This is a genomic window from Nocardia sp. NPDC023852 (assembly GCF_040639505.1).
Taxonomy (GTDB): domain Bacteria; phylum Actinomycetota; class Actinomycetes; order Mycobacteriales; family Mycobacteriaceae; genus Nocardia.
Map to the genome: position 1 here is coordinate 127047 of NZ_JBFAAB010000004.1, position 13128 is coordinate 140174.

At 67.1% G+C, this 13128-nt stretch carries 8 protein-coding genes and 1 pseudogene; 4 read left to right on the top strand and 5 right to left on the bottom strand.

What is annotated here, in order from left to right; all coding sequences use genetic code 11:
- The 3 genes from AB0H00_RS10080 to AB0H00_RS10090 all read right to left on the bottom strand — a co-directional run.
- Positions 1–1554 (bottom strand): hypothetical protein (locus AB0H00_RS10080; protein ID WP_357263821.1); only part of this gene is annotated, 1554 nt, incomplete at its 3' end.
- Positions 1555–1560: 6 nt separating this feature from the next.
- The gene (locus tag AB0H00_RS10085; RefSeq protein ID WP_357263824.1) at positions 1561–1860 is read right to left on the bottom strand and encodes a hypothetical protein; all 300 of its coding nucleotides are present in this window, start codon (positions 1858–1860) and stop codon (positions 1561–1563) included.
- Entirely contained in the window at positions 1857–3536 is a 1680-nt protein-coding gene (locus tag AB0H00_RS10090) for a hypothetical protein (RefSeq protein ID WP_357263827.1), read from the bottom strand. Before AB0H00_RS10090 ends, AB0H00_RS10085 begins: the two co-directional genes overlap by 4 nt.
- Positions 3537–4024: 488 nt before the next feature.
- Between AB0H00_RS10090 and mgtE the strand changes: the two genes are divergently transcribed.
- On the top strand, positions 4025–5389 hold the full coding sequence (gene mgtE / locus AB0H00_RS10095) for a magnesium transporter (protein ID WP_357263830.1): 1365 nt from the start codon (positions 4025–4027) through the stop codon (positions 5387–5389).
- Between the two features lie 71 nt (positions 5390–5460).
- Here the strand turns inward: mgtE and nrdF are convergent, their stop codons facing one another.
- Positions 5461–6423 (bottom strand): class 1b ribonucleoside-diphosphate reductase subunit beta, encoded by a 963-nt coding sequence (gene nrdF / locus AB0H00_RS10100; RefSeq protein WP_357263833.1) that lies wholly within the window; start codon positions 6421–6423, stop codon positions 5461–5463.
- A 635-nt stretch (positions 6424–7058) separates the two neighbouring features.
- On the opposite strand from nrdF, the gene AB0H00_RS10105 reads away from it, so the two are divergent.
- A complete protein-coding gene (locus AB0H00_RS10105) occupies positions 7059–7457 on the top strand; it encodes a hypothetical protein (RefSeq protein ID WP_357263836.1) in 399 nt (132 codons plus the stop codon).
- A gap of 58 nt (positions 7458–7515) precedes the next feature.
- Here the strand turns inward: AB0H00_RS10105 and AB0H00_RS10110 are convergent.
- A pseudogene (locus tag AB0H00_RS10110) lies at positions 7516–7689 on the bottom strand (dioxygenase); the annotation flags it as partial.
- Between the two features lie 266 nt (positions 7690–7955).
- Here AB0H00_RS10110 and AB0H00_RS10115 point away from each other — a divergent pair.
- Together AB0H00_RS10115 and AB0H00_RS10120 are read left to right on the top strand one after the other, a co-directional pair.
- Positions 7956–11297 (top strand): hypothetical protein, encoded by a 3342-nt coding sequence (locus AB0H00_RS10115; RefSeq protein WP_357263838.1) that lies wholly within the window; start codon positions 7956–7958, stop codon positions 11295–11297.
- A 64-nt stretch (positions 11298–11361) separates the two neighbouring features.
- Positions 11362–13101 carry an Isoniazid-inducible protein iniA gene (locus AB0H00_RS10120; RefSeq protein WP_357263840.1) on the top strand — a complete coding sequence of 580 codons (1740 nt, stop codon included), beginning with the start codon at positions 11362–11364 and terminating at the stop codon, positions 13099–13101.
- Positions 13102–13128 lie beyond the last annotated feature (27 nt).

The following is a 13128-nucleotide window of genomic DNA, read 5'->3' on the forward strand; positions in this document are numbered from 1 at the left end:
TTGGGCTAGTGCATCGTGCAGTCGGGCTGCTGTGTCATCGCGTAGCCGTGTCATCGCATCGCGTAGCCGGGTTGCCTCGTCTGCGCGTGAGGTGGTCGGCGCATCGACGCGGGGCCGGGCTGCCGCATCCTCGCCTGGCTGGGTCACCACGTCGCGTAGCCGGGCTGCGGCGTCGTGGCCTGGTTGGGCTAGTGCATCGTGCAGTCGGGCTGCTGTGTCATCGCGTAGCCGTGTCATCGCATCGCGTAGCCGGGTTGCCTCGTCTGCGCGTGAGGTGGCCGGTGCATCGACGCGTGGCGGGGTCGCATCCGGGTGTTGCGGGGTCACTTCCTGGCGAGGCCCAGACGAGGTCCCGTCTTCGCCGGGCTGTGACTCCTCTTTACGTGCCACAGACGATGTCCCCTCTTCGTCTCCTCCTGCTTTGGTTCCCGGCGTCGGTTCGTCGGGTGATCGGGTGGTGCCGGCACCTTCCGGCGATGATGGCGACGAGTCGCCAGGCTGCCCGTCGTTCGGCGATCCGTTCGTTTCACCGTCCGGCGATCCGTTCGTTCCACCGTCCGACGATTCGCTTGTTGGGGTTTTGGCAGGGGCGTGTGGCAACACCGGCCGGGCGAAGACGGAGGCGGCGCCGACGAATCCACCGGCGATGCCGGTGATGAGAGCTCCCTTGATTTCCTGCTCGGACGGTATGTGGCCGGAGACCACCATCTGCGCCCCGACGCCTGCGACGCCACCCGCGACCCCGCCGACCCCGCCGATCAGTAGCCCCGCGCTGACCTGGGCGCCGTATCTCGCCCCATTCGATGTCGGATTCCGGAAGACCTTGGAGACGGCGTTGTTGATGCGAGGTGCGAAACGTGAAGCCACGCGAACACCCACACCACCGGCGATGCCACCGACGATCGCGGCGTCACCCACTTGATCCCACTCGATATCGCCGTCGCCGTGGCCGAGCACCATTTCCTGATAGAACTGCGCGCCGGCGTTGACTATCGCATTGGTCCCCGCGCCGATCGCGACGCCGATCGCCGTGACCTTGGCAAGGGGTATACCTTTGCGGTGGGCCATGGCTTGCGCCCCGGCCCCCTTGATCTTGTTGAGCAGTTCGTTGCGGCCGATCCGCATTGTCGTGTCGGCGGCGGCTTTGTCCTCAGCGGCTTTGAGCGCACCGGGGGCGAGGAGCGCGACGTCCACAGCCAGTTGCGCGAGCAGAGCGAATCCTGTGCCGATTATCAGCAGTTTGGTGAATTCGATGTTGTTCGCGTTCTCGTAGAGCTGTTGGGCCATGTTGTCGGCATACGCGGCCTGGTTACGCAAATCGTCGCCGAGCTGCGAGTTCCGACCTGCTTTGGCCTCGCCGGTGACGCCTTCGGCCGCTGCCTTCTCGGCTTGCGCCACGGTGTCGTGGCGGTGCGCGAGCTCGGTGCAGGTGTTGGACGTATCCGACCAACTGTCACCGAGTCGGCGGCAGGCATCCTCGTCGCCCTTGGGGAAATACCCGAGCACGCTGTTGACCAGCCAGTCTGGGAACTCCTGTGGAATCTGCAGCGTCACGACGGTTTACTCCGGCAGCGCGGTGCGCTCCACGGCCACGGCGGCACCCTCCGGAAGGGCATCCGAATCGTCTGCCGCCGCGACATCGGCGGCGACAGCCAGTTCCATGGCGAACGTGCGCCGCGCTGTCGCGACCAGATCACTCGGGATGTCCGGGTGGGCGAAGGCGATTGCGATCAGCGACTTGTCGGTGTTCGGTCCGAATCCCACGTGTGCGCGTAGTGGTCTGCCTTCGACCGCTGCGGCAAGTTCGGCCTCGAACGTGTCGCGCCGTTCGTCTATGGTGTATCGGTTACCGAGTCTCACGACCTCGCCCCCGAGGGTTTCCGTGCCGTGTCGATGAGTAACTGGTGCAACACTTTCGCGGGTTGCCGCGCGCCTGGTCCGTTCAGCTGGACCTCGGCGAACGCGTCGGCCAAGGCCATACCAGGGTCGAAACGGCCCTCATAGAATCCGTAGCTACTCAACTGGCCGCGCCACTGCCGGTCGCCGCCGACCGCTCCGCCCTCGTGCTCGGCACCGTGAGTTCGCGTGTAGTCGGCGATCAATACTTTCTCCGCCGTCCGGCGGGCCCCGAAGCCGCCGGCGACATCGAGCGCATGTCCGAGTTCACGGACGATCGTCGAGTACACCGGTCGTCTGTCCGATCCTGGCGCGAGCGCTCCCGATAGCGTTGCGGCACGGACATATTCTGCGAACTTCCCTGGATCGCGGGCGACAAGAGTGTTGAGTGTGATCCGGCGGGTGAACGCTTCCGGGCCGGCGGAACCCGCGACCCAATCCCACTCGAGCCGAGCGACCTCCTCGCCGCAGTCCGCGACCGCGATCTGGCGAACGTCGAGGTAGGGATGTCCGCCGAGTACATCATCGATCGCGGCGGCGATCTCGCGAACGGTGTGCTCATCGACACCGGGAGTATCGAAACCGACGACTTCCAGATCGTGCCGATCCGACAACTCTCGCGCGATTCCGGCGTTGTTGTCGTCGCCGGTGCCGTTGATCACCCACGGGTGCGGCGATACGGATTTCGGTTCGATGACACGGGATTTCGACTTCCGCGCCGAGGCGGACGGCGCGAAATTCCGGGCGGGGGAGTCGGGCATTCTCGGCAGGCCGGGATTGGACCCCTGATTATTAGGTGCGGAAACCCGCGGTGGAGTGTTGTTTTCGGGCGCGGTTTTCGACCATGGCGTATTCGCCTGTTTGCGGTCGGTCGACGCACCATCGCCCGATGCGGCAGTGATATTCGGCCGGGGCGCGGCCGGGCGTGCGGTATCGCGGGCAGCGGGTGGGGCGGTCGAGCCCGGTGCAGGCGCGAGGTTGTTCGGATTCCCACCGGTCGGGTTGTCGGCGGTGTCATCTGGTGTAGGAGCAGCAGGTTCAGCGTTCCCGGGCGCAGTCGGAGTCTGTGGCGTGCCGGATGGCTGCGAACTGTCCGGGGAACCGTTCGGCCCGCCTGTCGTACCGGAAGAGTTTGTATCGAACGGATGAGGGTCTGTATCGAACGGATAAGGGGTTGTGTCGGACGGGCTCGGAGCGGCCTCGGCGCCTGGGTCCGAACCAGCTGGAGCAGGCGTGGGTTCGGGGGAGGCGATCGGGGAATCCGGATATCCGGACCCATCGAGGCCCTGATCCGTCGGCGAGACCGAACGGAGGCCGTTTCTCTGGTCTGCCGCATCACGTATCAGGCGGCCGCCGTCCTGATCATTGTCATGGAAGTCGTCGGCGATGCCTGCGACGACCTTTCCCTCTTCCCGGAGACTCTGAACCGTCTTCTCCAGGCTCTCTACTGCTTTCTCCGCATCGGCAAGGTATGTCTCCTCGAATGAGCGACCCGGGTCGTCTTCGCCCCAGCATTTTCCCTCGCGCTCGATACTGGCTTTCAGCCGCGCGAGGGCCTGGTGCGCTAGGTCGCCGATGTTCTCGTACTCCGGGACCAGCGATCGAAGCTGATCGTCGTCGATCCGCAGAGACTGCCCCACGCTCGCCTCCTCCCTTGTCCTCAGCTCATTTTCGCGCCCGCCGACGTGGTTTCCCGAGAGTGGGAAGGCGCCGTGCGCTGCGTGATGTGGTGCCGTACCGGCAGTTGTTCGGCGCGCAGCCTGATCCGATTCCCGAGTGGGTGCGCCACGTCCCAACCCGGGGCGACGTCGCACTTGCGGTGGCGGCGACCGCCGAGCCCGCGAAATCGGTGTGCGTAACGGCGATCGCCGTGGCGAGACTGCCGCCGAAGCCATGTATCCTGCGTAGGGACGGTTCTCGTCCTTAGGGCGTTTTCTTGAATGGCGCGGGCATCCAAGTCCGCGGCAGCGACGAGAAGGAGGTGGGGTTGCGATGCGCAGCGAACCTCCCAGTCGAACGCCGCGCGGCGCCGCCCCTTCGCATTTCTAGATAGTCGCGTCGGTGGGGGCCGGCGCCCGCGGTGTGAATCTCGCGTTCTCCATTCACTCACGCATGTGCTGAGGTCCCCATGTCGCAGACCGACATCATCGAAGTACGTCCGACGCTGTCCGAATCCCTGCAGGACATCGTCGAAAGCCACCGTGTGGCCGCTGCGCTCGACTGGCTCGACAACCATCCGCCGCACGTCATCGCCGACCAACTCGCCCGCATGGACGCGGTGCGGGCCGGCATGGCATTCCGGCTGCTCGACAAAGACCTGGCGCTGGCCGTCTTCGAGGAACTCGAGCCGGTGGACCAGCAGCAGATCTTGCAGAGCCTGCGCGACCAGAGTTTCCGCGACTTGGTCGAAGGCATGGCACCCGACGACCGGGCCCGCATGTTGCGCGAAGCGCCCGCCAAAGTCGCCAAGAAGGCGCTGGCCGGGCTGAGCCCGCGCGAGCGACGGATCACCGCGAGCCTGCTCGGCTACCCGGAGGGCTCCGCGGGGCAGTACATGACGCCCGAGGTGGTGGCGCTGCCGCGCGCCCTGACCGTCGCCGAGGCGCTCGGCATGGTTCGGGCCAAGGGCGGCAACGCCGAGACGGTGTACACGCTGCCCGTCGTCGACTCCGGCCGGCGCCTGACCGGCATCGTCGAACTACGCGAGCTGGTGCTCAGCGAGCCGGACACGATGGTGTCGGAACTGGTCGTCACGGAACCGGCTTTCGCGCGCGCCACCGACTCCGCGGAGAAGGCCGCCCGGTTGATGCGCGAGACCAATGACATCAACCTGCCGGTCGTCGACAGCGAGGACCGGCTGGTCGGGCTGCTCACCATCGATGACGCGGTCGAGGTGATCGAAGCCGCCGACAGCGAGGACGTGGCTCGGCAGGCGGGCTCGGCGCCGTGGGAGGGCCACTACATGGCGGCCGGGGTGTTCCAGCTGGCCCGCTATCGCGCGCTGTGGCTGCTGCTGTTGCTGTTCGCCGCGACCCTCACGGTGAGCGTGACCGACTTCTTCGAGGGCACCCTGCGGCAGGCCGCGCACCTCGCGCTGTTCATTCCGCTGCTGATCGGGGCGGGCGGCAACGCGGGCGCGCAGGCCGCCACCGCCTGCGTGCGTGCGCTGGCCGTCGGCGAGGTCAGGGTGTCGGACCTGCTCAAGGTGATCTGGCGGGAATGCCGGGTCGGGCTGGTGCTCGGAGCGCTGCTGGCCGCCGCGGGCCTGGTGATCGGCGCCCTGTTCGTCGGACCGCGCATCGCCCTGGTCGTCGGCATCACGCTGGTCCTGATCTGTGGCTGGGCCGCCACCATCGGCGGCACCATGCCGCTGCTGGCCAAGAAGCTGCGGATCGATCCCGCGGTCGTCTCCGCGCCGATGGTCACCACTCTGGTGGACGCCACCGGCCTGATCATCTACTTCACCACAGCAAAGCTCGTCCTCGGGATCTGAGGCGAATCATCGCCGCGGACATCCGGCCCGGTCCCGAGCGGGCCGAGCCGGATGCGGTCGGTGCGGAAGGCTCAGAACTCCCAATCCTCGTCTTCGGTGTTGACGGCCTTGCCGATCACGTAGCTCGAGCCCGAGCCGGAGAAGAAGTCGTGGTTCTCGTCGGCGTTGGGGGACAGCGCCGAGAGGATGGCCGGGTTCACGTCGGTTTCGTCCTTCGGGAACAGGCCCTCGTAGCCGAGGTTCATCAGCGCCTTGTTCGCGTTGTAGCGCAGGAACTTCTTGACGTCCTCGGTGAGGCCCACCTCGTCGTAGAGGTCCTGGGTGTATTCGACCTCGTTGTCGTAGAGCTCGAACAGCAGCTCGAAGGTGTAGTTCTTCAGCTCGTCGCGCTCGGTCTGGCTGACCAGTTCCAGGCCCTTCTGGTACTTGTAGCCGATGTAGTAACCATGGACTGCTTCGTCTCGGATGATCAGCCGGATCATGTCGGCGGTGTTGGTGAGCTTGGCCCGCGACGACCAGTGCATCGGCAGGTAGAAGCCGGAGTAGAACAGAAAGCTTTCCAGCAGGGTGGAGGCAACCTTGCGCTTGAGCGGATCGTCGCCGTTGTAGTACGCCAGCACGATCTCCGCCTTGCGCTGCAGGTTGCGGTTCTCCTCCGACCAGCGGAACGCCTCGTCGATCTCGCGGGTGGAGCACAGCGTGGAGAAGATCGAGCTGTAGCTCTTGGCGTGCACCGACTCCATGAACGCGATGTTGGTGAGCACCGCCTCTTCGTGCGGGGTGAGCGCGTCCGGGATCAGGCTCACCGCGCCGACCGTGCCCTGAATGGTGTCCAGCAGGGTGAGTCCGGTGAAGACCCGCATGGTCAGTTGCTTCTCGTCGGCGGTCAGGGTGTTCCACGAGGGAATATCGTTGGAGACCGGGACCTTTTCCGGCAGCCAGAAGTTGCCGGTCAGCCGGTCCCAGACCTCGGCATCCTTTTCGTCGGGCACCCGATTCCAGTTGATGGCCGACACCCGATCGATCAGTTTCATCCTGCCTCCACGCCTTTCCCGAGCATGCTTCTGTTAGGGGATGCCTACCCTTGGAACACTACTCCTTGTGGGTGACGAGTCCATGTAGCACAACACCTTGTGTCGCCACGGTATGCGTCCGCGTGCAGAACAACGGAAGTCGTCTCCTACCCAGTCGGGTGCGGGTCTTGCGAGGGCCGCGAACACGCAGCACCGCAGGCGCTGCGAAAGCCGACACAGCGCCGCACGCGGCCCCTATTGTGCGGCATGCCGTGTGCGACGACAGCATCGGTCCCGGCCGCTCATGTCGATCGCTAAAAGTTTGCCCATCGGCGATAGTCGGCCTGATTCGACGCGCCGCCGACACCCGGCGCAGGTGCGGATGTTCCGCTCGGATCGGCCGCGAAACCGTTGCCGGACGCGATGATTTCTCGATTCGGCCTCCGCGCCGGGAACTGGCAGTGCCGGAAGTCACCCGGCCGCGATCGACGCCCCGCGACCGACCGCCGCGTCCCGGCAGACCCTGGCTTTGCGCCTCGCCGACGTGGCGACAGTACGGTCGCGCCGGTGACCCACCCCGCCACCTGCACTGATTCGGCCAAGTGAGCGGCTACGTCGGGCCGACAGGTGTACCGCCCGTTACGGAAGGAGTGGCAATGACCAGTCCCGGCCCGATCAGCACCCGTCCGGTGCTCAGCGATATGACGATCTTCGCGGGCGTGCTCATTCTCGTCGCCGGTGTCCTGCACCTGTTGACGGCCATCGCGGCGATCGCGGGGCGTGCCATCTTCGTGGTGACCGAGGACCAGGTGTTCCTGATCGACGTCGCCGCGTGGGGATGGCTCCACCTGGTGATCGCTGTGCTCTTCGTCGGTGCGGGCGCCGGCATCGTGACCGGCAAGACCTGGGGTTACCTCTCGGGCATCGTGATGGCGGCGATCAGCATTCTGGACAACTTCTTGTTCGCGTCGATCTATCCGTTCTGGGCACTGGTGATGATCGCCATCGACGTGCTGGTGATTTGGGCGCTGGCCCGGCAGCTCGCCATCGAATAGTTGTGAGTTCGAACGAGTTTCGGCCCCTGCCCCGTCGAAACCGGCTGGGGCCGAATTTCTACCTGGGCTGCGGACCGCCGGGTGCGCCGCTGCTGGACGGTCGGCCGCCGGGCTGCGGACCTGATTCGGTGCCCGACTGCGTGTTCTGCGCTCTCTCGGCGACGCCGACGGTGAGTGAGACCGTCATCCCTGTGGCGGGTGCGCCCGCTACCGCGGCCAGCTCCGCGTCCCATGTACCGGGCCACACGCCGCCACTGCTCGACCGGTCACCGCTGCTGGATTCGTTGAGGGTCGAGAACGAGCATCGGCGCCAATCCACCGGCTGAATATTCGCCGGGCAAATCTGGGGCGTCTCCTGTGTTCCGGGGAATTCACGGCCGATTCACAGCTTGCTCGGATCAAGCCACCAGATCGAATTCTGTAAATTCGCTGCTTGGGCCGGTGATTAGGTCGGTCAGAGGCAATAGTGGCGATCAAGATCAGGAAAAGGCAGCTCTCATGGCGTTCGGCACCAATTTCGGCAAAGAGACCGTCTTCGGCTTCGGCAACGGAGCGGCGAATGATCGTCCGACTCCCGACGGCCCTCATGGCGACCCGCTCGCCGAGACCGGCGCCGGCGCGCACGCGGAGGTTCACGACCGAGCCGGCTTCGGCGTCGGTGAGCACGTCGCCGTCGATGCCACGTCAGCGCCTATCGGCGGCGGTTTCGCTGACGACAGCGTTCATCTGGCCGGATCGGTGACCCCGTTCGGCTCCGACCTCTCCGACTCCGAGACTACGTACACCGAGGACGCCGGTCGCCACGTCGCGACCGGAAGCGCCTGGTTCGGCACGGGCTACGAGAACGTCGACGATTCGTACCGGGAGACCGACACCCAGGACAGCAGCCACTCCATCACCGGACTGTTCGGCTCGGCACAGCAGTCGGCGGACGCCTTCCACAGCGACTTCGACGCCAGGCACGTCGCCGAGGAGCGCGGCTTGTTCGGCAGCTCCGAGACCGTCGACGCCAGCCACCACGAGGCCGACGGCTACCACGCTATGAATGCGGTGAGCACCCCGTTCGCCTCGGCCTCGGAGACGGATGACCGCACCCACACTGTGGATGACAGCCTGCAGGTCGATCGAGGCAACGGCTGGTTCGGTACCGACTACGAGAACGTCGACGCCTCGCACAGCGAGACCGACTACCAGCAGGCGACCCACGTGGTCAACACCCCGTTCGGCGCAGGCTTCGATGCCGTCGACCAGTCGTACGCCGAATCGGAGAACGTGCACGTCTCGGAACAGACCGGCTTTCTCGGCAGCTCGGAGAGCGTTGACGTGGACCATCAAGAGGCCGACGGCTTCCACGCTGTCGACGTGGTCAACACGCCCTTCGACTCCGTCTCGGAAGTGGTGGACCGCACCCACAGCGAGCACGACAGCCTGCAGGTGAACAGCGAGACCGGCATGTTCGGCGGCTCGCAGACCATCGACTCGGCACACAGCGAGACCGACGACCGACTGGTCGCGCACGCGGTGAACACCCCATACGGCGGAAGTTTCGACGCCGTCGAGCAGTCTCACGCGGAGTCGGACAACCTGCACGTCTCGCAGGAGACCGGCCTGTTCGGATCCAGTCAGGAGACCGTCGACGCCTCGCACACCGAGACCGACAACCAGCAAGTCACCCACGCGGTGAACACCCCATTCGGCTCGGCCTACGAGTCGGTGGAGGAATCGCACTCCGAGTCCGACACCGTGCACGAAGCCGATACCTCTCTGACCGGGTTCGGGCCCAGCTTCCAGACCGTGGACGAGCAGCGGGTAACCGAGGACAGCGTCCGGGCCGGCGGCGGCGTCTCCACCCCGCTCGGCGGCGGAGACGAATCCGTCCAGGAGACCAGGGTGGAGCAGGACGACATGCATTCGTTCAGCGCGTCGCTCGGCCAGGGCGCGCCTGCGTTCTCGGCGACCGTGGAGACCAGCGTCGTCCAGGACAGCGTGTCCGCCGACGAAGGGCCGGGCGTCCCGGTCGGCGGCGCGACGGGCTTCGAGGTCGGCGTCGACATCGGCGACGTCGGTTTCGAGTTCGGCACGAACGTCGGCGGGATCGGCGCCGAGGGCCCTGGTTCGCCCGGCGTCTTCGGTGACTCCCGCGACCAGTTCGGTGTCGGCGGCTCCCGCTACGGTGACCATGCCTTGGGTGACCACCACGACAGCACCGGTTTCGACAACTCCCACCACCGCGACCACAACCTCGACGGCCACCACGACAGCACAGGATTCGGCGGGCGGCTCGGTTCCGAGGAGCACGGTAGGGCGCCGGCCGCCGACTTGGGGCATGCGGGCGTCAACCTCGGCCTCGGCGGCCAGTTCGGCGCCGGGGCAGGGCTCGGCTTCGACGGACACGACGGTGTGAGCCTGGGTGTTGGAGGCCATGCCGACGGCGATTTCGACGGCGGCCGGTCGGGCTTCGGCGACGAGGATCGCGGTGGCCGGTCGGGCTTCGGCGACGAGGATCGCGGCGGCCGGTCGGGCTTCGGCGACGAGGATCGCGGCGGCCGGTCCGGCTTCGGCGACCAGGATCGCGCCGACCACGACCGCGATCGAGACAATCGGTCCGGCTTGCACGATGGCGACAACCGCGGCGATAAGCAGGACATTCGCCATGGTTCGTACCAGGGCGGCGGTCAGCTCGGCGATTCCCGGCCTGCGCCGACCATCGGCGGCAACGCGCCGTCCGCGGGTACCGGCAACGCCCCATCGGCCGACATCCGTTCGGCGTTCTCGCAGAGCACCGCGAACAGCGCGGCGCCGAACGCCGGATTCTCGGCGAACGTGGCGACCGGCTCGTCGGCGAATCTGGGTGCGACCGGCAGCACCTCTCTCACCCAGTCCCTGGGCCAGTCCACTGGTCCGGCCGCGCACACCGCGGCCGCCGTCACCACGGTGGCGGCCGCGGGCGCGTCGGCGGCCGTGCAGCCGGTGGTGGCGACCCCGGTGGCGGCGTCGGCGTCGAACGCCGCCAGCACCTCGCTGGCATCCACGGTGTCGCAGGCGACCAGCACCGATGCCCGGGTGGCCGCGACGATCGGCGCCTCGACCACCGGCGCTTCACACACGTCGACCACCGGCCCCACCGGCCCCACCGGCACCGGCTCGGCGACCACTGGCGCTGCGCATACGCCGACCACCGGTCCCACCGGCACCACAGTTCCGACTGACACCCCCCAGACCACGGCGGCAGTTACGACGGACGGCTCGCACTCCGCCACCACCGGCACGGGGGAGACCTCGGGTTCGACGACAACCACAGGGGCCACGGTGCCCACCCACTCCACCGCTCCGACCACGAGCGGCAGCACCGGCGCGACGCCGGGCAGCTCCGGTGCTGCCCCAAAGGCGGATCTGGGCACCAGCGCCGGCGGCAACGTGAGCTCGCACACCACCGACAACGTGACCCAAATGCAGTCCGGCGGCACCGCGTCGACCTCAGCGAATCCGTCGAACTCGACGGGCACCGGGACCGACATGTCGCACAGCGGCTCGGCAGCGACGGCGCCGACCACCGCGGCGAGCGCGCCAGCGGCCGGCACGACCGCCACGACCGGTGCGGGCGCATCGGGATCGACCCCCGCCCACACCGATGTGACCAGTTCGACCGACACCGGCCACGCTGCGGCGCCCACGGCTACCCATACCGATGTCACGGCAGGCACGAGCAGTACCACCGACCACAGCGGACTGACCGACTCGCATTCGAGCCCCCTGTCCAGTGGACTGACGTCCGGCACCGAGTCGACGGTTCACCCGACCACCGACGCGAGCCACGACAGCACCCTTCTCCAGCACTGATTCATCCCGGTCTCGCAACCGCCGCGACCCGGCGGTGAGGCCCTAGAGAGGTACTTCCTTCACCGTGAGCACGCCAGCACCGGTCGCCAAAGTGTCCGACGCGACCACATCGATGACCGAAATTCTCACCGAATTGCAGTCGGCGACCGAGGCTGTCGGCCGCACCGACCTGGCCCGGCGGCTGACCACGGCCCGCCGCCGCATCTGCGATAACCACCTGCGCATCGTCGTGACAGGAGAATCCCGCAAGGGGCTCAGCTCGATCGTCAATGCTCTGGTGGCCGCGGATGTGTGCCCGGTCGGGCAACGCACGCCGGCGCCGGCGGTGATCGAGCACGGCGAGGCGTTCCGCACGGTCGCCCGGCGCGGCGGCCAGTTGACGGTAACCTCGCCGGCGCAACTACTCGCCGACGGTGTGGTCTTGGTCGACCTCCCCGGTCTCACCGGAATCGAGTTCCACTCCGGGTCGGCGATCCTGGACTTGCTCGGGACCGCCGACGCGGTGCTGTTCGTCTCCGACGCAGCACGCGAGTACAGCCCCGCGGAGATCCGCTCGCTGCAGCAGATCCACCAGGTGTGCCCGGTGGTGACCGGCGTGATCAACAAGATCGACACCAACCCGCGGTGGGGCGACGTGCAGAAGGCCAACCGGAAGCTGCTCACCGAGGCGGGCCTGGACCTGCCGCTGCTGCCGGTGTCCACCAACCTGCACCGGTCCGGTCACCGTGGCGCCCACGCGAATGGAATCGTCGAATCCGGCATCCCGCAGCTCGTCGACTACATCCGTGACTATCTGCTGGCCCGCGCCGACGTGGTGGCGCGGGAGTCGGTGATCCACGAGGTCCGGGTGGTGTCGGATCAGGTGACGCTGGCGCTGAATGCGAAGCTGTCCCGGCTGCAGGACCCGCAGCTGGGCATGGCGGCCCGCGGGCATCTGGAGCGTGCCCGCCAAGCCGCAGAGGCGCTGGGTAAGCGGACCTCCAACTGGCCGTACGCGCTCGGCGACGGGATCACCGAACTCAACGTGGCCGTCGAGCACGATCTTCGTACCCGGCTGCGCGCGCTGATCCGCGAGGCGGAGCAGGACATCGCGAAATCGGATCCGGGCAAACGCTGGGCGCGGTTCGGCACCTGGCTGGACGACCGCATCGCCACCGAGGTGGCTGAGAACTTCCAGCTGGCGCAACGCCTTTCGGTAGAGCTGGCGGACACCGTGGCGGTCAAGTTCGCCGATGAGGAGCGGCAGTCGGTGCCGCACTTCCGCATCGCCGGCACCGAGTCGGGGCTCGGCGGCTACGGGCGGCTGGAGGAAATCGACAGTGCCAAGGGCTCGGTGGCGCAGCGGGCGGTGAACGCGCTGCGTGGCTCCTATAGCGGCGTGCTCATGATCGGCGTGGCCACCACGCTGGCCGGCTTGGCGCTGGTGAACCCGTGGTCGATCATCGCCGGTGTGCTACTGGGTGGGCACACGGTGTGGGAGGACTTCAAATCAGTGCGGCAGCGTCGCCGGCTGGAGGCGAAGATCGCCGTCGGAAAGCTGATGGACGAAGTCTCCCTCCAGGTCGGCAAGGAATCCAAGCAACGGTTGCGCGAGGTGCAGCGCACGCTGCGCGACCACTTCACCGACGTCGCGGAGGCTCGCACTCGAAAGGCAAACGACGCCATCGCCGACGCCGCCCACACCGTCGACCGCCATGAGGCCGACCGCCGCGACCAGCTCTCCGCGATCGCCGCGGACCTGGAACACCTTCAGCGTATCCGTGTTCGCGCCACCGGCCTGCTGGAATCGGCGCCCGTCGGCTAGATCGTGCGCCCACTGTCTGTCCTTCCG